This is a genomic window from Kribbella sp. NPDC050820, from assembly GCF_040653975.1.
Classification (GTDB): domain Bacteria; phylum Actinomycetota; class Actinomycetes; order Propionibacteriales; family Kribbellaceae; genus Kribbella.
This window is the reverse complement of record NZ_JBFAHB010000011.1, coordinates 39,353-64,350: the sequence shown is the minus strand read 5'-3', so window position 1 is coordinate 64,350 and position 24,998 is coordinate 39,353. Positions and strand designations below refer to the sequence as shown.

The following is a 24,998-nucleotide window of genomic DNA, read 5'->3' as shown; positions in this document are numbered from 1 at the left end:
CGCGGGTCCGGTCGGTTGGGCACTACACAAACTCCGGGCGGCCGGAGCCGTCGGTGCCGTCGCGCCAGACCGGCTGCGGCGGCGGGACGGTGGCGAGGATCCGCTCGATCACGGCGCGCGGGTCGATGTTGTCGGCCACCGCGTCGAAGGTCAGGCCGAGGCGGTGACCCATCACGTCCAGCGCGACGGTCTGGATGTCACTCGGCAGCAGGTAGTCGCGGCCGTGGATCAGCGCCAGCGCCCGGCCGGCCGAGATCAGGCCGAGGGTCGCCCGCGGGCTGACGCCGAGCTCGATGATCGGCTCCAGGTCGGGCAGGTGGAAGTCGGACGGCGTCCGGGTCGCCATCACCAGGCGGACCGCGTACTCCGCGACCAGGTTGTGCACGAAGACCTGCTCGGCCGACCGCTGCAGCTCCAGGATCGTCTCGGGCTTCAGCACCTGCCGCGGCTCCGGCGGGTCCACGCTCATCCGGCGCAGGATCTCGAACTCCTCGTGCCCGCGCGGGTGCGGCACGTCGATCTTGACCAGGAACCGGTCCCGCTGCGCCTCCGGCAGCGGGTAGACGCCCTCGGACTCGATCGGGTTCTGGGTGGCGATCACGATGAACGGCTTCGGCATCGGGAAGGTCTGGCCGCCGATCGACACCTGCCGCTCGGCCATCAGCTCCAGCATCGCCGACTGCACCTTGGCCGGGGCCCGGTTCACCTCGTCGGCGAGGACGAAGTTCACGAACGTCGGGCCGAGCTCGATGTCGAACGTCTCCCGGGTCTGCCGGTAGATCCGGGTGCCGACGATGTCGGACGGGACCAGGTCGGGGGTGAACTGGATCCGGGCGAAGGTGCCGCCGACCACCGAGGCGAAGGTCCGCACCGCGAGCGTCTTGGCGACACCGGGGACACCCTCGAGCAGGCAGTGACCCTTCGCGAGCAGTGAGACCATCAGCGTCTCGACCATGTGCTCCTGGCCGACGATCACCCGCTTGACCTCGCTGATCGCCTCGCCGATCAGCCGGGACTGCTGGGCCACCGATCCAGCCGGCACAGTGGTTTCGGTCATGCCTGTCCTTCCGGGGTCCGCCTCGGACCTTGTCAACGCCGCGCCGTCGCCCGGCGCACTCACAACACCGGCCATTCCATCAGATCCCCGGGTCCCCCGGGCGCTGGGCCCACCAGGTCCATCCCTATCCTCCCCGCCCACTCAAGTCGGTACCCGCCGAGCGGCCTGTCGTCACGCCGGGTGAGCACGGCGGTCAGCGGGGCCGTCCGTCCGGAATCCGGGTGTGGCGACAGTGCTACCAGGGATGTGGTGGGATTGGGGGTGATGACTGCGACCGAATCCCCCACCGAGGTGCGGCCGGCGGATGCGCCGGAGCAGGCACCTGCCCGGGCGATTCCGGACGCGCTGCCGCTGCTGCCGGAGGACCCGCCCCGGGTGGGCGCGTTCTGGCTGCGCGGGCGGCTCGGCGCGAACGCAGCCGGTTACCTGTACGCCGCCAGCGACGAGACCGGCGTGGACGCGGTCGTTGCGATGATGACCGAGGGCTCGGCCGACGACGCCGCGGCCCGGGACCGGTTCGTCACCGCGGTCGACGACCTGCCGGGCGAGGCCGTCCTGGCGCACAACGACAGTGACGACGACGACCTGGCGCTGTGGGTCGCGATCGGGCCGATCCGGGTGGCCGACGGGTCCAGCGCGGCCTCGGACGAGCGGCTGATCGCCGAGCGACGCGGTGAGGAAGTGCTGTCCGCCGTACTGATGGACCGGATCCCGCACCTCGGGCGGTTCCGGGGACCCGACTTCCTGCACTACTGGGAAGGCCGCCGGCGTCCGGGCCTTTTCCGGATCTGGCCATTGCCGTGGCCGAGCGCGTTGCGGGCGGCGTCGCGGTGGGCGCTCATCCTGTCCCTGATCGCGATGGCGGTCGTGATGGCGCTGGCCGTCCTGCTGGCCTGGCTGCTGTTCCGGAACGCCGAGCCGCTCGAGCCGGAGCCGGTCATCCCGACCCCGACCAACACGTCGACGGTCACGGTCACCCCGACCACGCCGCCGCCGGCGCCGACCACCGGGCCGACGCCGACCACTGGTCCCAGCCCGACGCCGGGGAGCCCGACCAGCGGCATCCCGACGACGCTGCCCAGCACGAGCGGCAGCCCCGGCACCGGCGACCCGGGCGACAGGTTCTAGCTCGTCGACTCCCGGGTGCGGGTCAGGCTCAGCAGGCCGATCAGGCTGATCACGGCCCAGGTGCCTTCCAGCAGCAGGAAGCCCCAGGACGACTCGACCGCCGCGATCACCGCGAGGACGGCGGAGCCGACCAGGTTCAGCAGTTGGTACGACGTGGTGCGCTGCCGCAACCATCCGGCCTGGGCAGCCGCGAAGGCGGTCAGGATGGTCAGCGCACCGGCGATCTCGACGATGTCAATGGCATGCATCGGAGTACCCCCTCCCGGGGGCGGGCGCCGTCTTGTCGTGGACCGGGTACGACGCCACTCGTCCGGGGAGCCGCAGATCGCGGCTCCTCCAGGTCAGGATATCAACCGCACCAAGTCGGGATCGCGCCACAGGGTGGCCGGCACGGGGCGCCGGACGAGGGCCGCGTCGGCGCGGATCTCGGCCGCGCTGGCCGCCGCGATGAGTACCGACGTGACGGCGGAATGCCTGGTGGGATAGGCGAGTGCGGCCTGTGGCAGCGAGACGCCGTACCGTTCGCAGACCGCGGAGATGCGGCGCGCGCGGATCGTTGCCGGGTCGCTCGACTGCTCGGTCTGCAGGATCTGCGGCGTGAGGATGCCGGACACGATCACCGACACCCGGCGCGCGAGGCAACGATCGATCAGCGGCCGCGCGGACTGGTCGAGCAGGGAGTACTGCCCGGCCAGCAGGACCGCGTCCAGCTCGACGTCGCGAACGATCTCGTCGAGCTGTCGCCAGTCGCCCGACGCGACACCGATCGCCTTGATCACGCCGTCGCGGCGCAACTCGTCCAGCTCCGGGTACGTCGTCCCGACCGTGGCCAGATCCTGGATGAACGCCAGGTCGACCGCGAGCCCGAGTCGCTCCATGCTCGCCTTCACCGACTCCCGGGCGTCGCCGACCACCTTCGTCGAGACCAGGAACTGACCACGGGGACGTCGCTGCAACGCCGTACCGAGTCGCTGCTCGGCGACGCCGTACGCCGGTGAGGTGTCGAAGAACCGGATGCCGGCCTGGTACGCCGCGTCGATGGTGGCGACCGCCTTCGCGTCCCCGTCCGGGCCCAGCGGCTCGCCGAGTCGCGAACCACCGAGCCCGAACCGGGGTGGCCGGAACTTGCTCATCGCAAGGGGCGTGAGAGCGTGACTGGGAGCAGCCATCGCACCGTCACCTCCCTCCACGACCACTACCAGCATCGGGGTTGCGAGCGATGTTCGCATCCCGAACGTGGGGAGTTGGTCAGCGGCCGGACTCGTAGAGTGTTCGCACCTCCGCATCGGTGAGCGCCCGGTCGTAGACGTGCACCTGGTCGACCGTGCCGTCCAGGTGGTCGACCTGGTTCCCGCCGAACTTGGCCCGCCCGATCACAGTGTTCCCGGTCGACGTCGCATCCAGGCTGCACGCGGCCTTCGTGGCCACCAACTGACCGTCCACGTAGAGCTTGAGCTCACCCTTCACGACGTCCCGTACGCCGGTCAGGTGGTACCACTGATCCGGGTTCGGCTTCGTCGGGGAGAGTGCGCGCACGCCCGGGAAGCTCATCGCGAACCGCTGATCCTGGCCGGAGTACTGCAGGAAGAAGGCGCTGTCGTGGTCGCCGTCCTGGCTGACCACGGTCTGGAACGAACCGTCGGCCTTGTTCAGCTTCACCCAGGCGGCGGCCGAGTAGTTGCCGTTGGTGTCGAGCAGGGAGGCGCCGGTGTCGACGTACTGACCGGATCCGTTCAGCGCCACGCCTTGACCGTTCTTGCCTGGGGCAAAGATCGCTCCACCTAAGAGGGTGGCGTCGTTGTTGCCGACGGCATCTTCCGTGGTTCCGTCGAGCGCGTAGAAGTGGATGCCGTCCGGCCCGGGTGTGCCCGGCGAGGAACCCCCGGCGGGTGAGGGTCGTCATGCCACCGGGATGGTGAGCGAGGACGGGTCGCCGGCCGGAGAGCTGAACGTGACGGTCTTGCCGATCACGCTCCGGCCGAGGTACCGCGGATCGACCGTGTCGACCACCAGGACGAGGTGATGACCGGCGGGCACCTCCCAACTCGTCGCCTCCAGCCGAAGATCGATCGGCACCGCCTTGCCGGGCGTCGCTCCACGCAAGGTGAACGGTTTGTGCGCGATCAAAGAGCCGATGCCGAGCGCGTCAACGTCGTACAGATAGGCGAACAGCGACGTGTCAGCACCAGACGGCTGCACCGTCAGATGCAGCTTCGGCGCACCGTTGATGACGGCGTCACTGGTGTAGACCGGGCCGGACCACGCGCCCGCAAACGACCGATCCACCAACGGCGTCACCACACCAGTCGGAATCGACAGCAGCCCTTGCAGAGCGCCGGAAACGAGCGCCACGCCACTGTCGGCAATCGTCGGCACGCCCGCGCCGATTCCGTTGCTCCAGCCTGTCGACGCCTGCGTCTGCAGCGCGCCGGTCCGCGACAACCCGATCGGCTTGGTGAGGTACGACGTACGCGCCTGCCCGACGGCCGCCCAGCTCGAGTAGCCGCGCCAGACTCCGCGCTGCGACTTCAGCTGAACCGGAGCCTCGTCGTCGGCCCAGTTGTCGACGCCGGTCAGGTAGTGGTGCAGCCAGGCGGCCAGCTTGTCCCAGGTCTCGTTCGGCAGGCCGCTCGCACCCGACGCCTCGGGCGTGGCATGGTCCCCGTGCGCCAGGAGCAGCCGCTTCGGCCCGGTCAGCCGGGTGAAGAAGTCGGTGTACTGCGTCGGCGGGAAGATCGAGTCCTCGAACGCGTTGGCCAGGAACACGGCCGGCCGGTTGGCGTTGATCCGGTCGACCATGGTCGCCGCGGACCGGACCGGCGCGAGTTGCTTGGCCTCGGCGATCGCGCCGTCGAAGTTCCCGCTGATGAACTTCGCCTGCAGCGACGCCATCTCCGGTCCCGGCCGGCCGGTCACGTTGCCCAAGGCAAGCAGGCCGGCGACGGACTGGAGCGCGACGGTCTCGTTGGGGTCGAGTGAGGCGATCAGGTCCGCCCAGCCGCTCATCGCGCCGACCGCCTTGATCCGCGGGTCCTGCGCGCTGGCGAGCAGTGAGGTGCCGGCGCCGTACGAGATCCCGACGGCCGCGACCCGGCTGGTGTCGGACGGCGTGTGCTCGTCCGCCCAGTCGATCACCTCGCTGACGTCGGCGACGGTCGGCGGACCGGCGATGTCGATGCCGCCGCCGGTGTCCCAGAATCCGCGGCTCGAGTACGAGATGACCTGGAAGCCGGACTTGGCCAGCTTGGCGCCCTGGCCGACGTACTCGACGTTCGGGACACCCCAACTGGACGGCATCACGACCAGCGGGAACGGGCCGTCCCCCTGACCGGTCGGCGTGAGCACAACCGCGCCGATCTCGATCCCACCCGCGCCGGGGATGCGCTGGTACGACGTGCTGAAGCCGGCCTGATCCGCCTCGGCGCCGACCGCCGGGCCGATCGTGATAAAGGCCAGGACGACCGCAAGGGCGGCTGCGATTCTGCGCACGGGACGACCTCCGGCTCGGGATTACCGGAGAGTAGCCACAAATCTGCCGCTGTGTCACTACCTCAGCACGGTGAGTACCGGATCCACTCCGGTCGCCTCGACAGACCAGGTCCACAGCCGCTCGGCCAGCGCCGGATCCTGTGCGGTCCGGGTCGGCAGCACGATCGCCGGCTTCCCGCGGTACTCCAGGAAGCCGGGCCCGACGTACGACCCGGGCCGGAGATCCGGGTTGGTCGCGGCGTACAGGCTCGGCCAGGCGCCGGCGGCCGCGGGCTGCGCGACGAGCTTGTTGATGCCCGTCCAGATCCTCGCCTCGAAGGACCGCCCGGCCAGCTTCGGGCCATGCGTCTGGAGATGCGTGGACGCGTAGCCGGGGTGCGCTCCGGCGCTGAGCAGGTTGGTCCCGGCCGCCCGCACCCGGCGGTCGAGCTCTAGCATGAACAGCACGTTGGCGAGCTTGGACTTCCCGTAGGCGACCCACTTCGAGTAGCCCTGCTCGGGTCGCCGGAAGTCGGCCTCGTGGATGGCGCGCACCGTCTTGTGCATGAACGAGCTGACGGTCACCACCCGGCTGGAAGGGGCCTTGAGCAACAACGGGAGCAGCCGCCCGGTCAGGGCGAAGTGGCCCAGGTGGTTGGTGCCGATCTGAAGCTCGAACCCATCGGCTGTCTGCCGGTACGGCGTCGCCATCACGCCGGCGTTGTTCACCAGCAGGTCGAGCTTGTCGTAGGTCTTCGCGACCTGGTCGGCCGCCTTCTCCACACTCGTCAGATCGGCGAGATCGAGCTCGACGACGATCGGCTCCCGGCCTGACGCCTGCTTGAGGTCGGCGGCGCTCCGGGCCGCCTTCTCCGGGTTGCGCGCCGCGATCAGCACCTCGGCGCCGTGCCTGAGCAACTCGAGCGCCGTCTCGTAGCCGAGTCCGCTGGTGGCGCCGGTGACGAGTGCGCGCCGTCCGGTCAGGTCAGGGATGTCCGCCGTACTCCAGGTCATGCGCCCACAGTAGCGGTGGGCGCACAACCTGGTGTCGGTCAGAGGATCTTGCGGGCCTGGAAGGCTTCGGTCACCTTGGCGGCCGTGGCCTTGCCGTAGAGCAGCCGAGCGGCCTGGACGGTGACCCGGGCGGCGTCGGCGAACGACGTGTCCGGCGCGTAGAAGAACGTGCCCTCGAGGATCACCTTGTTGGCCTTGGTCCGGCCGAGCGCCTTGTGGATGTCCCACAGCGCGTTCGACCAGATCTCACCGTCGTCGTGCACCTGGCCGACGATGTCGTCGGTGGTCTTGCCGGTGTCGGTACGGCGCAGGCAGTGCGGCTCGGTGGTCGTGTACGACGTGGCGTCCCAGTCCATCACGCACGGCAGGTCGAAGTTCCGGCTCACCGGCACCGACATCGTGACGGCCCAGTAGTCGCCGAAGCCCTCACCGATCGCGCCGGCCTGCAGCGACTCGCCGTACCCGGGAACGACGTCGTCCTGGATCGCGTGACCGTACTCGTGCCAGATCACCTCGGCGTCCTCGCCGTCGTCGACGCCCCCCTCGCCCATCGTGATGACGTCCTTCGACGGGTCGTAGAACGAGTTGTCGCCGTTGTAGGTGTTGATCTCGAAGTCCTGCGACTCGTTGTTCACCTCGGTGAAGCCGAGGCTGTGGATGTACTCCTGGGTCTGGTTGACCTGGTAGTACGCCATCACCTGCTCGAACCGGTCGTCGTCGCGGTAGTACAGGAACTGGTTGTTCGCGCTCTCGGCCAGTCCGCCCTTGGCCTTCACGATGGTGACGTAGGTTCCCTCGAGTTTGCCGTTGCCGGCCAGGTTGCGCAGGATCACGCTCTTGTGCGCCGGGAACAGCTCGTCGGTGTTGGCGTCGTCCTGGTCGGTCAGCTTCTCGTCCCGCTCGCTGACCACCGGGTTCGGGTCGAACACGATGCCGCGACCGTCGGCGTGGTCACTGATCACCTTCGACTCGACCACGGCACCGGACTTCGCGTCGACGAGTGAGCGGGTGACACCCTGCGCCGACCGGCTGGTGACGTTCCAGACGAGTCGCGCGTCCGGGCCGCCGACGACGGCAAGCTGAGCGGCGCCGTCGGTCGCCGCCGGAGCCGGCGTGACGTCCTTCTCCGGCCCGGCGATCCGGGCCCGGGCAGCGCGGGCGCTGACCGCCGCGTTGGCGGACTTCGTAGCCGTTGCCGACGGCACCTTGGCGGTCACGTCCAGGTTCGCCGGTACGGCGTCGCGCCCGTCGGCGATCTGGACGCCGCCGGATGTGGTCACGTGCTTGGCGTAGTACCCGTTGACGACCGGCAGGCCCTTGAACGTCTGCTGGTACCAGTAGTGCTTGCCGAGCAGCGAGGTCTTGGTCTTGATCAGCTCGAGGTCGTTCACCGGCTTTGCCTCCGGCGCCGCCCCCGCAGCGCTGGTGAACGACATCCCCACCGAGACGGTGGCCAGACCGGCAGTGACGACCGCGATCACGCGTTTCGCCATGTGTTCCCCTCCTAGGTGGACGAGTTGCGTAACGCAACAACTACGGTCCGTCGAACCCTAGTTCTCCCGCCGGCCGGTGGGAAGCAGAAGTTCGGGGTCGCAAGGGAAATCAGCCACCTGCCAGCAGGCGGATGACGTTGGGAAGCACCGAGACGCCGACGTCGGGGTCGATCGCGCGCTGGACGCCCAGCCCGACGCCGAGGCTGAGCAGCGCGGTGGCGCAGTCCGCCGCCGGCATCGGCAGCGTGATGCCGAACTCCTTCGCGTGTTCCTCGAGGAGGACGGTGACCGCGTCCCGGATCTGCGCGTTCCGCTGCGCGAGCTCCCGCCGTACGACGTCGTCCTGGCGGGCCCGGGTCGCGAACTCGACCTCGAAGACGGTCCAGGCCTGGTCGCCGATGGTGGCCTCGGCCCAGCGCTGGAACGACGTGAGCATAGCCTCGAGCGTGGCGGCCCCTTCCAGCGCGACCGCCATCCGGTGCGCCTGGTCGGCGCGGATCGCGTCGACCACGGCCAGGCAGAGCTCGTCCTTGTTGCGGAAGTTCGAGTAGACCGCGCCCTTGGAGTAGCCGGCCTCGTCCGCGACCTTCTCCAGCGACGTCGCGCCGTACCCGTCCCGCAGGAACAGCTCGGTCGCGGTCGCCACCAGGGTTTCGCGGGTCCGCGCCTGGCTCTCCGCGCGGGTCATTCTCGGCATGGTCCGACTCTAGTGCCTGCGGTATTGGCATTCCCTTGGTATTCGGATACCGTTGGTTTCTGGAGGTGAACTGATGGCTGACGTTCTGGATGTCGTCGTGGTCGGCGCCGGGGCTTCCGGGCTCGGCGCGGCGATTCGGTTGAGGCAGGCGGGGATCACGGACTTCGTCGTACTGGAGAAGGCGTCGTCGCTGGGTGGGACCTGGCGGGACAACACCTATCCGGGGTGTGCGTGCGATGTGCCGTCGGCCTTGTACTCGTACTCGTTTGCGCCGAATCCTTCGTGGACTCGGGCGTTCGCGGGGCAGGCGGAGATCCGGCAATACCTCGCCGACACAGCATCGCGGTACGGCGTGCTGCCGCATCTGCGCTTCGGCGTCGAACTGGTGCGCGCATCCTGGGATCCGGATCGCACCCTCTGGTCACTGGAGACCTCGACCGGACCGTTCGAGGCGCGGATCCTGATCACGGCCACGGGTCCATGGCACGAGCCGTTGATGCCGTCGATCCCGGGAAGCTTCTCCGGGCCGGTCTTCCACTCCTCACGGTGGGATCGCTCGGTCTCGTTGGCCGGCAAGCGGGTTGCCGTCATCGGCACGGGTGCGTCGGCCGTGCAGTTCATTCCGGCGATCCAGCCGGAGGTCGAATCTCTGCACGTCTTTCAACGGACCGCGCAGTGGGTGTTGCCGAAGCCGGATCATCATGTGCCGGGCGTGGAGCGGTGGGCGTTTCGGCGGTTCCCGGTGTTGCAGCGGTTGCTGCGGCGGGCCGAGTACTTGGGGATGGAGGCGCTGGGGCTCGGATTCCGGCATCCGTGGATCATGCGGGCGGTGCAGCAGGTGGGGTTGCTGCATCTGCGTCGTTCGGTGCGGTCGGCGTCGTTGCGGGCGGCACTCACTCCGTCGTACACGCTTGGGTGCAAGCGACTGCTGATGTCGAACACGTACTACCCAGCGCTTGCCCAGAGCAACGTGTCGGTGCATCCGACTGCGGTGACCGGGTTCGACGGCCGGTACGTCGTCGGCGCGGACGCGTCTCGGGTCGAGGCCGATGTGGTTGTGCTCGGCACCGGTTTCCGGATCCTCGATCTGCCGGTTGCTTCCAAGGTCTTCGACGGTTCCGGGCTCAGCCTCGCCGATCACTGGAAGGGGTCGCCGCAGGCCTACCTGGGGACTGCGGTCTCCGGCTTTCCGAATCTGTTCAACCTGCTCGGGCCGAACCTGGGCACCGGCCACACGTCGGCCTTCATGATCCTGGAAGCCCAACTCGACCATGTGCTCGCCGCGGTGTCTTCGCTGATCCACCGCGGCTGGTCGAGTCTCGACGTACGCCCGGAGGTGCAGGCCGCCTTCCTCTCGGAAGTCCAGTCCGCCTTGACCGGCACGGTCTACGAAACCGGCGGCTGCGCCAGCTACTACCACGACACCAACGGCCGCAACAGCTTCAGCTGGCCCTGGTCCAGCGCCCGCCTACGCACCCGCGTCTCCCACTTCGACCCCACCGCGTACACCATCACCGCCCCCTTGGAGCCAGCCCGATGAAACCCCTCCTCCTAACCAACGCGGTAGTAGTAGTAACCGGCGCCACCCGAGGCATAGGCCTAGCCACAGCCCAAGCCTTCGCCACCGCAGGCGCCATCGTCTACACAGGCGACCTCGACGCCCCCACAACACCCGACAACCCCACTAGCCTCAGCAACCCGCCACCCCACCCCACCACGGCCCAGTCCCCCGACAACACCCGCGCAACCCCCGCCCGTCCACACCCAGCCCCCTCCCCCACCGACCCACGCCCCGACCCACCTTCCCCCGGCACACCGTCTCCGCACGACGCCAGTTCCCCGCACCCCGGCGCCTTCCCCGACCCGACCAACTACTCCCCTCACCCTCGCGCCGCGTCCGCCGACCCCACCGCCTTACGACCCGGCACACACTCCACCGATTGCGCCGAGTTCTCCAGTGGCTGCATCCACGGGCCCTGGTTTCTCGACGTCACCTCCCGCGACTCCTTCCTGTCTTTTGTTGACAATGTGATTGCCGACAGTGGGCGGATCGACATCCTGGTGAACAACGCCGGCGTGATGCCACTCGGCCGGTTCCTCGACGAACCCGACGAGCTCAGCCGCACCACCCTCGACGTGAACGTCTGGGGCCTGATCCACGGCATGCGCCTGGTCCTCCCCAGCATGATTGCCCGCGGCAACGGCCACGTCGTGAACATCGCCTCGATGGCCGGCAAGATCCCGTTCCCCGGGATGGCGGTCTACAACGCGTCGAAGTACGCCGCCGTCGGCCTGACCGCCGCCGTACGCCGTGAGCTCCACGGCACCGGCGTGACCGCGAGCGCCGTACTGCCCGGCGCCGTACGCACCTCCTTGTCCTCCGGCGTCCGCCTCGGCGGTCTATTGCCGACGGTCGACCCGGAAGACGTCGCAGCCGCCGTACTGCGCACCTGCCGAACCCAACAGGCCGAACTGACAGTCCCGCGCTGGCTAGGCGGCTGGAAGGTCCTCGACGGACTCGTCCCCGCGTCAGCCATGGCCCTCGCCCGCCGCCTGGCCGGCGACGACCGCGGCCTAACCGTCGACGACGCCGCCCGCCGCGCCTACAACGCCCGCCTCGCCACCTTCAGCCGGACCCGAGAGGCCTGACTCCGGTTCTCAGTAGAGGACCGATCCTGGCCTCTTCCTCTCCTAGCGTTTGATCCGTAAACCAGGAGAGGATCAGCCATGTCGAAGTTGAGCCTGCAAGCCCAGAACCGCGCCACCCTGCACCGCCAGTGGCTGATCGAGCGCCGCGATGCGACCGCGCTCGAGGCGATCGAGCACCTCGTCGGCATGCAGGCACAGTCGCCACTCGCGCCGTACGTCGGCCTTTGGACCCGCCTGAACAACTTCGACCCCGCCGAGCTCGCCGGGCTGCTCGAGCGTCGTGAGGCAGTCCGCGGTTCGATGATGCGAGCAACGATCCACCTGATGTCGAGCCGGGACTTCCTCGCGTTCCGCGCGGTGACGCAGCCGCGGCTCGAGCGCGAGGTGTTCCAGAACATGACGTACGGGCGTCATCGGCTCGAGGGTCTCGACATCGACGCAGTACTGAAGGCCGGCATCGAACGCATGGCCGAAGGCCCCGCGACCGCCGTACAACTCCGCGACCACCTCGGTCCGCTCTGGCCCGACCGCGAGCCGGCCGCACTCGCCCACGCCGTACGCTGCCTGCTCCCCACCATCCAGACCCCGCCCCGCGGTATCTGGGGCAAGGGCGGCAACCCCGCGATGTCCACCGCCGACCTCTGGCTCGGCTCCCCCGTCGACCCCAACCCGTCCGTCGACGACCTGGTACTGCGCTACCTCGCCGCCTACGGCCCCGCCTCCGTCGCAGACGCCCAAACCTGGTCCGGCCTCACCCGCCTGTCCGAGGTCTTCGACCGCCTGGACCTCCGCACCTACACCGACGCCGACTCCGGCCGCACCCTCTACGACCTCCCCGACATCACGCTCCCCGACGAACACACCGAGGTCCCCACCCGCTTCCTCCCCGAGTACGACAACCTCCTCCTCTCCCACGCCGACCGCTCCCGCTGGATAGACACCGCAACCCGCAAGTCCCTAACCCTCCAAGAGGTCCTGACCCGAGGCTCCACCCTCCACAACGGCCAAGCCACCGCCCTCTGGAAACAAACCAAAACCACCAAAACCCAAGCCACCCTGGAAATCCAGCCCATAGTCCCCCTAACCCGCCCCATCCGCACCGCCCTGGAAACCGAAGCCCACAACCTCCTGGCCTTCACGTCCCCAGGCGCTACCCACGAGGTCAAGTTCACGGGCTGAAAAGGTCAACCTCGGTGCCGGACGAACTCAGCTCCAGTTCGGCGGTGCCTGGGTGCCGGCCTGCTCCAGAGTGCTCACCCGTTCGGTCAGCGCAGGAGTGTTGCTCATGACTTGGTCTTTGCGACTCGTCTCCCGGCCAAGAGTCTGCTGATGCTGCATCTGCCAGCCGTAGAGGACCTGCACCAACGTCTCGCCGTACCCCATTTGCGCGGCCTTTCGATCCGCCTGTTTGACGTGCCAGCGGTTGAGCCATGCAAGGAACGGAGGAGCGATAAAGGGAGTCAAGTACAGGAAGAGCCAGATTCGGCCATAGCCCAAGGCAAAGACAGCGAGTGCAAGCCCGACATAGGCCATGACGAGGAATCCAACGATGAGGCATCCGACAGCTGGCACACGCCTGATCAGTCGCGCGATGCCTCGGGCCGCAATCAGTCCACACCGCGCCGGGATCGAGTACCAGAAGCTGAGCAGACTGAGCCAGGCACGCCCGCCCAGGTGGTGACTGAGCTCATGCGCCAGGGCAGCCTCGAGATGCGCGGGCGGCAGTGTGTAGAGCGCCCATCTTGTCGTCGCAACGACGTGCCCTGGCGTAGGCGTCGCGTTCACGTCATCCGACTCCTGGACCCATAGGGAGAATCGGCCCTCACGAACGCCAGCGCGCTGCAAGAGATGGTGCCAGGCCGGTCCCAACCGCTGTTGCTCGACAAGAGTCGGTTTGCGCAGCCGGAAGAGATACCTGGCCATCAGGTCCTCTGTCGCGGGCAGGAAGCTCAATGCGCCAGACAGAATCCAGATGGCTACCACGATCCAGCCCCAACCGAAGCCGATGGCGCCGGCGATCCACGTGACGAGAACAAGACTCCAGAAGAACCACGGCACAGCAGCCAGCAGAGCCGTCCATGCAGAAGGTTCCGGAAGGACAACTGATGGTCGTGGCCGCGACGCCCCTGGCTCAGCGTGGCTTCCACCGGCTGGCGGGAGTTGGGCCCACGGAGGTGGCGCCGTGTTCGGCGGAACGGCCGGGTTCGGCGGCTGCTCCGGACCTGGTCCAGGGCCCTGCGGCCAGGCACCGTTGTGCTCGTCGTGATTCCCGGGGCCTGTCATCTGGATGCTCTCTTCCTACGACAGTTTCGTTCTGGCGGCCGTCGTCATCCGTTATCAGTACAGCGACACGTGGACGTGGTCGTAGTGGCCGCCGGTGGCGTCGGTGGGGCTGTAGACGCCGCCGCCGTTGTACGGGATCCAGGTGCCTCGGCGGGCGGACCAGATTTTGCCGTACCAGATGACGTAGCGTACGCCGGTCTGGCCGGCGGTCTTCACGGCCCAGTTGGCGATCTGGTCGCCGCGGGCGCGGGCCGGGGACGATTTTCGGGCGTCGGTGCCGACCATGACGTCGCAGGCTTTGCCGCGGGGGTGGTCGCTGGTCGGGTTCCAGAGGTGTGCGTCCCAGCAGCTCATGCTGAGGGTGCCGAGGTTCTGGCGGGCTTGGGCGACCCAGGCCGCCGTACGCGGGGTGACCATGCCGCCGGTGCCGGTCGGGTCGGTGACGCTCTGCTCCTCCGGCGGCCACACTCCGTTGACCGGCTTGCCGGAGATCAGGTCCCCACCATCGCAGTCGTTGTCCTGGTCGACGCCCTCGATGTCGCCGGTCGGCGCTGTGCCGGCTCGGCCGGCGTACGGGTTGCCGGTGCGCGTCAGGTCGATGCCGGCCTGTGCGGCGATCTGGCGCGCCTCGCCCTCGCGCGTGGCGTAGCGCTCGGGGAACGCGGACACCTGCACTCGCTGGGCCGCGTCCCCGAGGGCCATCGACGGCCAACCGTCGATGTCCACCAAGCCCGGGGGCTCTGGCTCGTCCTTACCACCGAAGAAGGCTTTGATCGAGTACACCGGGTCCGACGTGATCTTGAGAGCGTCGCCCCAGCCCGCACCGGGCCGCTGTTGGAAGAGCCCGACCGAGTCGGCATCGCCGTACGTCAGGTTCTGCAGATTCGACTCCACCAGGGCCGTCATCAGCGCGATCAGAGTCGCCCGCCCGGGAAGCCCGCGCTGAACAGCCACCTCGTCGATCATCTTCGCCCAGCCGATCTGGGTAGCCCGCAGCGGACCGTTCGGCATCGGGTTGTCGGCCTGCCCCGGCGCCAGCGGCAAGCAGGCCGCCTGCGGCTTGCCCGTCCCGCCGAACGGAGCGAGCATCAGCAGGCTCGCCACCCCGACCACCGCCAGAGCCGCCGCGGCCTTGACGAACACACCCCGGTTCGCGACTGCGAAAATGCCCCTGCCGAGATCACGCTCATCGAACATCGCAGCCCTCCACCAACGTGGTCATGGCCCGGTACCGCCTGACACTTCGCTGATGACCCATTGGTTGTCCTGATTCACCAGCGTGACGAGCAGGGGTACGTCGAATCGCTGAGCGTTCTTTCCGGTGACGTTGATGGTGACTTTGACGAATCTGGTGATTCGGTCCGGCGTGTCGACCGGCGCATCCGCGTTGGCCGGTGGCGCGCTCACCGGTGCGGAGACGACTGTCGACTTCCCGCCGTCCTTCTTCAGTGCGTCGTACGTCGGATCGCCGGCCGAGGTGAAGCTGGACGCGACCTCAGCCGTCATGTACTGCGCCGACTTGGCGACCAGGTCCGAGTACGACTCCGCGGCCGGATCGCGCGTGTAGAACGTCCGTGCCCAGGTGCCGACCACGTCGGTGGCGAGCGCGGTCGCTTCGGCCGCGGGGCGCTGGGTTTGCGGTGGCGGCGTCGTCAGCGGCGGAGGGGTGGATTCGGACGTACCTTGGCCCGGTTGGGTGCTCGACGGCGCGGTCGGCAGGACCACCGAACGCCCCGGGGTCAGCAGGCCGACGGGAGCGCCGTCGTCGGAGCTTTCCTGGCCGAGCAGGCGCGGCAGGCCGCCACCGAGGCCGAGGATGATGATCGCCAGCAGGATGACCAGCGCGACGATGACGGCCGGGCTGGTCGGCTCGGCCTGACGTTGGTTGCGCAACCAAGCCATCCGCTGCGCGTGGTCGTCGCGCCGCCATTCCTTCTTCGCGCGACGGCGATCGCGACCACGGAGGTCGCGCATCTCCTCCGGGTAGTCGTAGTCCGTGCTCATCAGCGAACGCCAACTGTCCGGCGCGTCCGGGTGCCGGCGCTCTCCGCGGTCGTCGTACTCGTCGTAGTCGCCGTACTCGTCGTACTCGGGGCCGGTTTCGCGGGCGTGCCGGCTCGAGGCGCGACGTGCGCCTTCCCGCCGGTCCTCAGTCGATCGGTGCTTGCGTGCCATCCGCGATCACCTGCGCGTCGGCACGTGTATGGTCACGCCGTCTTTCGTGATGGCGGAGTACTCGCGGAACCGGCGAGGCTGCGGAGCCGTCGCCGCCCGACGCCGCTGGCGACCCTTGGGCGGCCCCTCGCGGAGGCTGGCCGAGTGCGTGTATGCCCTTGGCTCGTACCTTGGCTCGCTGACCGCGGCTGGGGTTGGGGCTGGCCGGCGGGAGTGACGGGCCTTCTGGGCTTCTGCGGGGGTGCCGCGGTTCCCTGAGCTGCTGGTCGACGCGACGTTGGCCGCCGAGATCGAGATCGTACGGCGGCCTTCGCCCTTGGACTGCGCTCGTGCGCGGGCGAGATTCAAGGCCGACGTGCTCCGGGCCGGCCCGGACACGCCTGCTGCCCGCACAGCGCCACCCTCAGCACCAGCTTGCTGCCCACCAGGCCCGAACCCACCCGGGCCGCCTGCAGCATCCGCCTTACGCCGCTCAGGCCCCGCCGTCAATTCATACGGCGAACTAGCCGCACCTCCCCGAGACAGCGAACCAACCACGGGCGCCTGCCTGTACACACGCACGGACGACACGCGCTGGGTGGCGCTCTCTCCGGTACGTGCGCGGTCGCGGGCCCTCTCGGCCGGAACCGGTGCCGCACCTCGACTGCCTAGCGCACCCATGATTCGCCTAACAGCGGTCATCGCACCACGTCGGGCAAGACCACCGAGCATGATGCTTCCAGCACCGGGGCGCATCATCGTGGTGAGACTGTCCAACAGCCGGCGCAGCTTGAACCCGACGATCAGGACGGCAATTGCCAGGCCGGTCACGGGAAGCCAGCCCAGTGACCCACTCAGGGTGAATACCGCAGTGACCAACGTCAGCGCGGTGCCGAACACGAGCATCGCGAGAAATGATTGCAGCACGAGACCGACGAGTGCTTCGAACCAGTTCAAGCCCCACTGGCGGGGTCTGCCTGGAATGATCCACAGACATGCAAAAAAGACACCGACGACAAGGAGGAGCAGCGCACCGATAAACGCCATCAAGGCTGTGAATGCGAGGCCAATGTTGAGGAAGCCGAACAGAGTGGCCGCGATGGCAGCAAGCATGACTACTGCCGTGCGGCCGAATGGATTGTCCCCCTTGACCCATTTGGCAGTCGGTGAGTTTTCACCGCCCTCGGCGGGGACGACGACCTTGTTGATGTACTCACGCCTGTCAGCGGGGTTGCTGCCGACGTCCAGCATCCCCTTGCCGTATCTCTCACAAGCAGCGATCGATCCGAACTCGGCGATGCACCACGGTGTGACAGCAAACCCGCGCCAACTTGCGTCTGCGGACTTCCTGAGCAGAGTGTCTCTCGGCGTACCGGCGAACCCTGGCTCCGGCCACGGGATCGGGGTCTGCATCGTCGGTCCCAACGCATCGGACGAGGCGGTCATCACGGCACCCGCGCCCAACTGGCGGGCTCCATCGACCCCACGGAGCCAGGTGGCAGGAGCCAGCGCAAAGCTGATGCTCAGGACGCCTGCGACGAAGACCCAGACCAGTTGGCCCATGGCACTTCCTGTGGCCCGTCGCTGGGTGTAGGCGGCGACCGCACCGAAGGCGAGGGCGGATGGCAGAAGCCAACCGACCAACTGGTTGCCGGTCTCGCCGATGACGGCCGATGTCGCGTCGGTGAGCGGCTTGACATCAGTGAACGAGAACAGCCACCAACCTACCGAGATCGCTGCGCGCGTCAGCGCGACGATGTACATCATCACGAGATACGCGTAGCCGTTGAAGATCATGTTGAACGAGTCCGAGATCCCGGTGTCGAAGTCCAGGCCGTAGACCATCGGGCTGTACTGCTCGAACAACGTGCGGGTGTCGCCGTGAGTCAGGTCCGGGGTCGGGAGGAGATCAGCGAAGCCTGCCGGGTTGGTGGGTCCCTGGTTCGGGTCGGCGGCAAGGGCTACCTGGCTCATGAGGATCGTGGAGATCGCTAGGGCGGTTAGCGCCGTTTTGGTTCGGCGCTGCCAGGTCATGCGACGTGCTCCTTGTTTGAGGAGCTGGGGCGTTGTGCGTCGTCGTCGGGGGACGGGGAGCCGTTGTCGCCGTAGGCGGGGTACATGGCTTCGTTGTAGGCGGCTTCGTCGGCTTCTTGGTCGTAGACCTCGTCGGGGCCGATGGGGGACTCGTAGCGGAGGGGGTGGGTGTGGTCTTGGCCGTTGGGGGTTGGGGGGTGGCCGTTTTGCTGGGCTACCGCGGGGGCGGGGGGTGCTGGTGGCTCGGCGTACGTGGGCTCGGCAGGCGTCGGCTCCGGCGCAGGCTGGGAGTGGTGCTGCGTCGGAATCGGCTGCGTGGGCTCCGTGTACGTCGGCTCGGCGTGCGGCGAGCCGTTGGGAGTCGGCTCGGGGTGCGGCGAGCCGTTGGGAGTTGGCTCGGGGTGCGGCGAGCCGTTGGGAGTCGGCTCGGCGTAGGCCGGGTCTGGCTGGGGTGGGGCCTGGGTGTGGGCCTCGGCTTGGGCTGTGGCGGTGGCGGCAGGTTGGGGGGTTTCCTCGTCTTCGGCGAAGGGGTCGACTTCGACGGGCGGGAGGACGGGCTGGGCCGGTTCGGTGGCGTGCTCGGATTCGGGGGTCGTGCGGAGGAGGGCGGCCACCTGCTGGCTGGGGATGTCGATCTGGACGGTGGCTACCTCGTCCCAGCGGTCGCGCATGATGCAGTGGCCGTGGCGGATGCTCTTGCCGTTGGCGGCGGTGTTGATGCCGCGGACAAGGGTCTGGTACGGCGGTGTCTGCGGGCGGCCGAGCAGTTCGAGCAGGGAGTCGACCTGCTCGCGGGAGCGCAGGCTGAACGCGAACAGGGTGGTGATCTGCTCGACCAGGCCCGGCAGCTTCAGAATGGATGCGGGGTCCTGCGTGTCGAGGACCAGGGACGCGCCGAGGGCACGGCCGACACGGGCGATGTAGTCGAGGAAGGACGCGCCGTCCGGGGTCTTCGTGAGCAGGTGGACCTCGGGGACGATGACGACCTTGGAGCGGCCACGGAACTCGCGGCGGCCCGTCGTACGGACCATCCAGGCGAGGCAGCCGCGCAGGCAGGCCATGCCGACACGTTCGATCGGCGACCAGGACTCCGGCGCCGACTCGGGTGAGGGCAGGGTCAGGCCAGGCATCTGCACGACCCACAGGCCCGGGTTGGTGGTCAGCGAGGACAGGCCGGACGGCGGACCGGCGACGACCGAACCGAGGCCGGTCTCGACGAGGTCCCGCAGTGCGAAGCCGACAGTCCGCACCGTCTCCGAGTCAGAAGCGCACAGTCGCTGGATGACGCCCCACGAGGACGGATCGGGCGACTGGATTTCTGCACGAGTCGCGGCCACGACGGGAGCCTCAGCCGCACCTCGCAGATGCGGCGGAAGCAGCAGCATCAGCTGTGAAGGCGCCTGCAGCAACGCGTCGTCGACCGGCAGCACGCGCAGCAGGTCGGCAGCGCCGGAGAACTGTGCGGTGATCTCGACGACAGCAGTCGGTACGCCGTACTCCGCAGCGACTGCGGACACGCCGGCCGCGTCACCCTTCAGGTCGAGCAGCGGCACCCACGCGCCGGCGAAGGCCGAGTCCAGACCACCGAGCATCGCGGCCGTCGTCTTGCCTCGACCCGAACGGCCGAGGAACAGGGTCGTCGTCGCGTCACCCAGAGCAGAACCGGCGGCCGCGTCGAAACGCACCAGACCGGGCGTCGACCCGGTCAGGTAGCCGATGGCCGGGCCGGTCGCGTCGCCGATCGACGCGCCACCCCAGAACCAGGAGCCGAAGAAGGCTGTCGACTCCCGGACGTGACCGAGGTCGGGAACGCGCAACTGGTCGCCTGGCAAGGATTCCAGCCAAAGGTCGCGCTGCTCGTCCGCGCCGACGGCGACGCTGATGCCGCGGTCGGCGTAGTGCGCGATGACGGCGTCGACGTACGCCTCCAGGTCCTCGCGGGTGTCCGCGCTGACCAGCAGACGGGGGTGGTCCTCGACAAGGGTCAGGCCGCTGCGGTTGATGTCGCGCTTGACCTCGCGCATCACGCGCTCGGTCTCCACGATCTCGTCAGCGGTCTCCTCCGCGGTGCCCTTGGCGGCGGACCTACGTTGTTCCTTGGCGCTCTTGCGGGTCTCGTCGACCAGGTGCCGAGCGGTCTTCTTGGTCAGCACCCGGAACCGGACGGATGCCTCCACGGTGACGTCGATCTCGTCGCCGTCGTCGTCGATCGCCTTGATCTCCGACAGCGTCCGCAGCCACTCCCCCGCGCCCGGCGTCTCGAGCTCCTCGGGGAAGTCGGTCATCGCGAGCACGGTCGTGTACGCCGCGATCTGGCCGCGGGTGTCGTAGATGCGCAGGTGGTCGGTGTACGGCACCACCCGGCCGGACGTGAGCCGGGCCAGCGACGCGCCGGTGATGAGGCCACGGCGCGGGGCGGCGACGGCGCCGCGGTGCATCTCGCGGCTGATCAGCCAGGAGATCACCTCGGCCGGCGCGGTGTGCGCCCGCCAGACGGTCGAGCCCAGCTGGCGAGCGAGCTTGCGCACCCGCTCGTCGAGATGGGCCAGCTCACGGGCGCTCACGCGCCAGGACGTCGTACCGAGGGCGTCGCTGATCGAGCCGCGGACCTGGGCGGTGGCGCGCGGGTCGCGGTCGGACAGGTGGACGCCGAGGGCGACGTACCGCTCCGGCATCCGCATCTCGTCGATGCGGTCGGCCCTGGTCTGCGCCCAGGACTCGTGGTCGCCGAGCCGGTAGTGGCCGGTCACGCTGTCGATGTAGTCCTGGCCGGTCGAGCGTCCCCAGACCACCTTCAGGTGGCTGAGGCGGTCGCCGAGGATGGTCGCGGCGGCGCTCACCGCGGCGTCGAGGGCCGCGTCCTGCTCGGCCTCGGTGGCGAGGTCGGTGTTGGCCACCGAGATCAGGAACCACGCCTCGGCGCTGCGCTCGGTGACGAGCAGGCCGTCCGCGATGGCAACAAGACGAGGTGGCGGCAGGCCGCGCTCACGACCGACCCCCACCAGGTTCAGGAGCTTGTCAGCGATCTTCATCCGTGCCCCTTCCTCTCCGATCGGCCTAGCCCAGACGACGTCCTGCGACTGACCCGCTGCACGTGATCCGCCCCGAGCAGGCGGGCCCGCTGGTTCACCGTGATGTCCGCGCCGGCGCGGACCCTCGGATCCAGCTCCACCACGACCTCGCGTTCCCACTCCGGCGTCACTCTGGCCTTCGCCAGGTTGGCCACCTTGTGGGTCGCGACGCGCTCACGCCATGGCAGGTACTCCGTCTTGTCGGCGGCCCGCGCGCCGAGACCGATGATCGGGCGGTGGGCGCGCAACGCGTAGCGGACGGCCAGCGCCCACTCGGTCACGCGGCGGCGGCGTTCGTGGAACTTACCGGGTCGCCAGCCGAACGCGGTGATCACGAACGGCGGAACGATGTACAGGCTGACGGTGGACTTCTGCGGCACCCCGATGAACGGGATCAGCAGCGCGACCCAGAGCACGATGATGACCGCTCCGAAGATGATCATCCGGCGCCGGGCGCCTTCTCCGAGGTCGATGCCGAGCAGGTCGTACTGCCGGGTCTCGATCTCGAAGTGGTGGGTCAGGGTACGGCCGACGCGCATCAATTACCTCCGGACAGCAATCCCCAGAAGCCCTTGAGCACGTTGATGGTCTGGTTGTTGGCGTAGATCAGCCCTCCGACCAGCACCCCGGCCGCGATGTGACCGAACAGCTCGCCCCACTCGCGCTTGAAGTAGTGCCCGATGGCACGCAGCACGAGAATGGCGATGAAGATGTTCCCCGCGATGACCAGGACCCAGTCCTTGAAGTCCGCGCCCGTCGGGACGTTGCTGTCGACCAGTGGCGCGGCGAGCTGAACCACGCTCGCGGCAAGTTCGTGCGTCATCATTGCGGTGTCTCCCTTGTTGCCTCGGTCATCCGACGGCGGGTTGCTGGTGTCATCCGACGGCAGCCACTTGCCATCGCTGTGCTCCGTCCGTGGCGACTGTCCGCCGCAGCGTGAGCGTGTACGTCTGGTCCAGGGTGGTCTCCCCCGCCCCGTCCCAGGTGACGGCGGCGGTCGCTCGCCGCTCGTCGTCGTTGCCGGTGTAGACCTGCCAGTCCTTCAGCTCGGCCAACTTCACCGAGCCGTTCAGACTGCGGATGGTCGAGCCCGGCGCGGTCACTGCCGATACCTTGTTGTCGGACTCCGCGTACGCGCTGAAGAACGCCTCCGCGTCCTTCAGTGTCGCCGCGGTCAGCTCGTCGTCCGCGATGCCGGCCTCCGGCATGTTCTCCGGCAGCGCGGCCCGCTCGTCCGGCACGAACGTCGGCGGCCCGCTGGCCACCACCCGCGACGCCGTCCGGGCGACCGGTACGGACAGCCGCTCCCACGAGTACGGACCGGCAACCCAGGCCTGCCCGCGCTTGGTGAACGACCGAACCTCTACACGTACGTCGACCACCGCGGTGACGCCGGCGGAGTCGACCTTCACCTCTCCCGGGTACGCCGTGTCGGCGGTCTGCTTCCCGCGGCCGTTCCACCCGGCCCGGCTGTCCAGGCCGGCCGCCAGGTCGAGGGTGATCAGGTTGGGCCGGGCGTCCGGGTTCGCCTCGTCCCAGTTCAGGTAGGAAACGGCGTACCTGGTCGCGACCGCACGGGCCTCGTCGACCGGGAAGCTGTTCTGGTTGCTGACGACCGTCTCCGGGGCGCGGTTCGGCGCGACCCAGGAGCGGATGCCGCTGATCGCGGCGAGCAGCAGCACGACGACCACCAGGCCGCGGAAGAACCGCCGGGCCCAGGTGGAGAACGACGACTCGGGCTCCGTCGACCACGGCGGCTGTCCGTGATCGAGCGGCTCCCGGACCGGACCGGGTGCGGGGTGCGTACCGTGAGGTGAGCGCTGTTTCAGACGTTCGGGTGTGCGGTGCGCGCTGTCCGGCGTACGAGCGGACGGACGACGAGGCGGAGCCATCACTCCGCCGGTCGGCGGGTGCGGCTGTGGAGCCGAGTACTGCGCGGCTACGCCCTGTGCCTGGCGAGGAGTGGGTGACACCGGGCCATCCGGGTGGTCCCACCACTCCGGTGCGGTGTTCGACGGGCGTCCTTTGCCCGGCTTCTTTGTGCGGCGCTGGTCCGACCAGTGCTCACCTTTTGGCGGCAGATTCAGCAACGTTCGCCACCAACTCATCGCTACCCGCCCCTCAGACAGCAGTTACGCGGACAGTAGCCGGGACAATACGGCAAGCAACTGCCCTCCGGGAGGCCTGAGACCAGGATCCGGATGCTCCATCGCTCCCCGCAGCCATACTGTTACCCCGCTCGCGGGAAGTGTCACCCTCAACGGGCAAGGGTGACACCTTCGGTACGGTCGTCATAGCTCCTCTCTCATGCCCGATCAAGTCGATCAGGCAGCGCACACCATGCCACACACCGCGGACAGGTTCGAAGATCCGTGCGAACAACATGGTAAAGAGCGCATCAACTAGTCACGCATAGTAACTGATCGATACGTCCAGCCTGTGGAAAACTCTCCCGTGGCGAGGGGTCAAAACGCCGGGGCGGGCATAGGGTCGCAGTAACCCTGCTACCCCCTGGAGGACCAGGATGGAAACTCGCCGACTGGGCAGACTCGGCCACGAGAGCTCGGTACTGATCTACGGCGCCGCGTCGCTCGGCGGGGTCGACCAGGATCGGGCCGACGCCTCGATCCAGGAGGCCCTGGACGCCGGCATCAACCACTTCGACGTCGCCGCCGACTACGGCGACGCGGAGATCCGGCTCGGTCCGCGGATGCCGGAGATCCGGGACCGGATCTTCCTCGCGACCAAGACCGGCCGCCGGACTTACGAGGAGGCCTGGTCCGAAATCAACCGGTCCCTCGAGCGGCTCCAGACCGACCATGTCGATCTGATCCAGATGCACGCCGTGTGCGACCTGGAGAACCTCGATCTCGTCACCGGCAAAGGCGGATCGCTCGAAGCAGCCGTCCGCGCCAAGGAAGAAGGACTGGTCCGGGCGATCGGGATCACCGGCCACACCGCGCAGGCGCCGGCCGTGCACACCGAGGGCCTGCGCCGCTTCGACTTCGACAGTGTGCTGACGCCGCTGAACTACCGGCTGTCGACGGATCCGCAGTACGCCGCCGACTATGCGGCCCTCGTGGACACGGTGAAGGCTTCCGATGCGGCCCTGATGACGATCAAGATGATTGCCCGGCGCAACTGGCGGGACGGCGAGGAGAAGTCGTACGACACCTGGTACCGGCCGTTCGACGAGCAGCGCTACATCACGGCCGCGACCGCGTGGCTGCTCAATGGGCACCCGGAGATCACCGGCCTGGCCACTGCCGGCGAGACCCGGTTGCTGCAGCAGATGGTGATCGCCGAGCGGGAGCGGGCCGACATCAGTGCGGAGGACGCCGCGTCGATCCTCGACGAGGTGCAGGACTACTCGTCACCCTTCGTGGACATGCCGATCTGACCTCGACGTGTGCCAGGTCACACTCGCCGATCCGCATTCCGGTCAGGGTCAAGCGCTTGTACGCCGGACCCGCGAGCCGGACGGGAACACCGGCGGCCGGCCTGGTGTTGTAGAGGCTGTATTCGTCTAACTTCGGAGGTCGTAGTGGCAACGGTCGAGCTGTCCCAGGAGAACTTCAACGAGGTCGTCAGTGGCGAGGGCCTCGTGCTGGTGGACTTCTGGGCCGATTGGTGCGGCCCGTGCAAGATGTTCGGACCGGTGTACGAGAAGTCGTCCGAGACGCACTCGGACATCACGTTCGGCAAGGTCGACACCGAGGCGCAGGTCGAGCTCGCCCAGGCGTTCCAGATCCGCTCGATCCCGACGCTGATGGCAGTCCGTGACGGCGTCGTCCTGTACTCGCAGCCCGGCGCGCTCCCGGCCGCCGCCCTCGAGGATCTGATCGGCCAGCTCCGCGCGGTCGACATGGAAGAGGTCCGCGCCCAGATCGCCGCCCACGAGGCCGAGCACGGCAGCGAGCCGCACAGCCACTGACAGCACACAGCACTGT

General features: G+C 68.4%; 22 protein-coding genes and 1 riboswitch. Of the genes, 6 read left to right on the top strand and 16 right to left on the bottom strand.

The genetic code is table 11. The features are described 5' to 3' along the window. Positions 1-22: 22 nt before the first annotated feature. Positions 23-1,057, bottom strand: coding sequence for a MoxR family ATPase (locus AB0H36_RS12800; RefSeq protein ID WP_360520810.1), 1,035 nt, complete (start codon positions 1,055-1,057; stop codon positions 23-25). Positions 1,058-1,321: 264 nt separating this feature from the next. Here AB0H36_RS12800 and AB0H36_RS12795 point away from each other — a divergent pair, with 264 nt between their 5' ends. Further along, entirely contained in the window at positions 1,322-2,185 is an 864-nt protein-coding gene (locus AB0H36_RS12795) for a hypothetical protein (RefSeq protein ID WP_360520807.1), read from the top strand. Here the strand turns inward: AB0H36_RS12795 and AB0H36_RS12790 are convergent. The 7 genes from AB0H36_RS12790 to AB0H36_RS12760 form a co-directional block, all read right to left on the bottom strand. Continuing rightward, on the bottom strand, positions 2,182-2,433 hold the full coding sequence (locus tag AB0H36_RS12790) for a hypothetical protein (RefSeq protein WP_360520804.1): 252 nt from the start codon (positions 2,431-2,433) through the stop codon (positions 2,182-2,184). The two genes, AB0H36_RS12795 and AB0H36_RS12790, sit on opposite strands and share 4 nt — an antisense overlap. A gap of 21 nt (positions 2,434-2,454) precedes the next feature. Next, positions 2,455-2,522, bottom strand: a riboswitch (guanidine-III (ykkC-III) riboswitch). A gap of 4 nt (positions 2,523-2,526) precedes the next feature. Beyond that, a complete protein-coding gene (locus AB0H36_RS12785) occupies positions 2,527-3,318 on the bottom strand; it encodes an aldo/keto reductase (protein WP_360520801.1) in 792 nt (263 codons plus the stop codon). A gap of 115 nt (positions 3,319-3,433) precedes the next feature. Continuing rightward, the gene (locus AB0H36_RS12780) at positions 3,434-3,928 is read right to left on the bottom strand and encodes a LamG domain-containing protein (protein ID WP_360520798.1); all 495 of its coding nucleotides are present in this window, start codon (positions 3,926-3,928) and stop codon (positions 3,434-3,436) included. Between the two features lie 156 nt (positions 3,929-4,084). Further along, a complete protein-coding gene (locus tag AB0H36_RS12775; RefSeq protein ID WP_360520795.1) occupies positions 4,085-5,674 on the bottom strand; it encodes an alpha/beta fold hydrolase in 1,590 nt (529 codons plus the stop codon). Positions 5,675-5,731: 57 nt separating this feature from the next. Further along, entirely contained in the window at positions 5,732-6,667 is a 936-nt protein-coding gene (locus tag AB0H36_RS12770) for an oxidoreductase (RefSeq protein ID WP_360520792.1), read from the bottom strand. Positions 6,668-6,705: 38 nt separating this feature from the next. Beyond that, a complete protein-coding gene (locus AB0H36_RS12765; RefSeq protein WP_360520789.1) occupies positions 6,706-8,160 on the bottom strand; it encodes a M36 family metallopeptidase in 1,455 nt (484 codons plus the stop codon). A gap of 109 nt (positions 8,161-8,269) precedes the next feature. Then, positions 8,270-8,857, bottom strand: coding sequence for a TetR/AcrR family transcriptional regulator (locus AB0H36_RS12760; RefSeq protein WP_360520787.1), 588 nt, complete (start codon positions 8,855-8,857; stop codon positions 8,270-8,272). A 73-nt stretch (positions 8,858-8,930) separates the two neighbouring features. On the opposite strand from AB0H36_RS12760, the gene AB0H36_RS12755 reads away from it, so the two are divergent. The 3 genes from AB0H36_RS12755 (at position 8,931) to AB0H36_RS12745 (ending at position 12,685) form a co-directional block, all read left to right on the top strand. Next, positions 8,931-10,397, top strand: a complete 1,467-nt coding sequence (locus AB0H36_RS12755) for an NAD(P)/FAD-dependent oxidoreductase (protein WP_360520784.1) — start codon at positions 8,931-8,933, stop codon at positions 10,395-10,397. Further along, positions 10,394-11,506 carry an SDR family NAD(P)-dependent oxidoreductase gene (locus tag AB0H36_RS12750; RefSeq protein WP_360520781.1) on the top strand — a complete coding sequence of 371 codons (1,113 nt, stop codon included), beginning with the start codon at positions 10,394-10,396 and terminating at the stop codon, positions 11,504-11,506. Before AB0H36_RS12755 ends, AB0H36_RS12750 begins: the two co-directional genes overlap by 4 nt. Before the next feature lie 78 nt (positions 11,507-11,584). After that, on the top strand, positions 11,585-12,685 hold the full coding sequence (locus AB0H36_RS12745; RefSeq protein ID WP_360520778.1) for a winged helix DNA-binding domain-containing protein: 1,101 nt from the start codon (positions 11,585-11,587) through the stop codon (positions 12,683-12,685). A 27-nt stretch (positions 12,686-12,712) separates the two neighbouring features. Here AB0H36_RS12745 and AB0H36_RS12740 read toward each other — a convergent pair whose 3' ends face one another. The 8 genes from AB0H36_RS12740 to AB0H36_RS12705 all read right to left on the bottom strand — a co-directional run bounded on the left by AB0H36_RS12740 (position 12,713) and on the right by AB0H36_RS12705 (position 23,156). Beyond that, on the bottom strand, positions 12,713-13,564 hold the full coding sequence (locus AB0H36_RS12740) for a M48 family metalloprotease (protein WP_360520775.1): 852 nt from the start codon (positions 13,562-13,564) through the stop codon (positions 12,713-12,715). Positions 13,565-13,843: 279 nt separating this feature from the next. Then, positions 13,844-14,986: a hypothetical protein gene (locus AB0H36_RS12735; RefSeq protein WP_360520772.1), complete on the bottom strand. Its 1,143-nt coding sequence runs from the start codon at positions 14,984-14,986 to the stop codon at positions 13,844-13,846. 21 nt (positions 14,987-15,007) lie between these two features. Beyond that, positions 15,008-15,964, bottom strand: coding sequence for a hypothetical protein (locus AB0H36_RS12730; protein ID WP_360520769.1), 957 nt, complete (start codon positions 15,962-15,964; stop codon positions 15,008-15,010). 6 nt (positions 15,965-15,970) lie between these two features. Further along, a complete protein-coding gene (locus AB0H36_RS12725) occupies positions 15,971-17,977 on the bottom strand; it encodes a hypothetical protein (protein WP_360520766.1) in 2,007 nt (668 codons plus the stop codon). Then, the gene (locus tag AB0H36_RS12720) at positions 17,974-21,009 is read right to left on the bottom strand and encodes an ATP-binding protein (protein WP_360520763.1); all 3,036 of its coding nucleotides are present in this window, start codon (positions 21,007-21,009) and stop codon (positions 17,974-17,976) included. Before AB0H36_RS12720 ends, AB0H36_RS12725 begins: the two co-directional genes overlap by 4 nt. Next, complete coding sequence (locus AB0H36_RS12715; protein WP_360520760.1) at positions 21,006-21,587, bottom strand: hypothetical protein; 582 nt, start codon at positions 21,585-21,587, stop codon at positions 21,006-21,008. Before AB0H36_RS12715 ends, AB0H36_RS12720 begins: the two co-directional genes overlap by 4 nt. After that, a complete protein-coding gene (locus tag AB0H36_RS12710; protein ID WP_132207221.1) occupies positions 21,587-21,874 on the bottom strand; it encodes a hypothetical protein in 288 nt (95 codons plus the stop codon). The genes AB0H36_RS12715 and AB0H36_RS12710 overlap by 1 nt, the downstream gene beginning before the upstream one ends. A gap of 49 nt (positions 21,875-21,923) precedes the next feature. Beyond that, positions 21,924-23,156: a conjugal transfer protein gene (locus AB0H36_RS12705; RefSeq protein WP_360520757.1), complete on the bottom strand. Its 1,233-nt coding sequence runs from the start codon at positions 23,154-23,156 to the stop codon at positions 21,924-21,926. 416 nt (positions 23,157-23,572) lie between these two features. Here AB0H36_RS12705 and AB0H36_RS12700 point away from each other — a divergent pair, with 416 nt between their 5' ends. Then, entirely contained in the window at positions 23,573-24,448 is an 876-nt protein-coding gene (locus tag AB0H36_RS12700) for an aldo/keto reductase (protein ID WP_360520754.1), read from the top strand. Positions 24,449-24,592: 144 nt separating this feature from the next. Beyond that, the gene (gene trxA, locus AB0H36_RS12695; RefSeq protein ID WP_360520752.1) at positions 24,593-24,982 is read left to right on the top strand and encodes a thioredoxin; all 390 of its coding nucleotides are present in this window, start codon (positions 24,593-24,595) and stop codon (positions 24,980-24,982) included. Positions 24,983-24,998 lie beyond the last annotated feature (16 nt).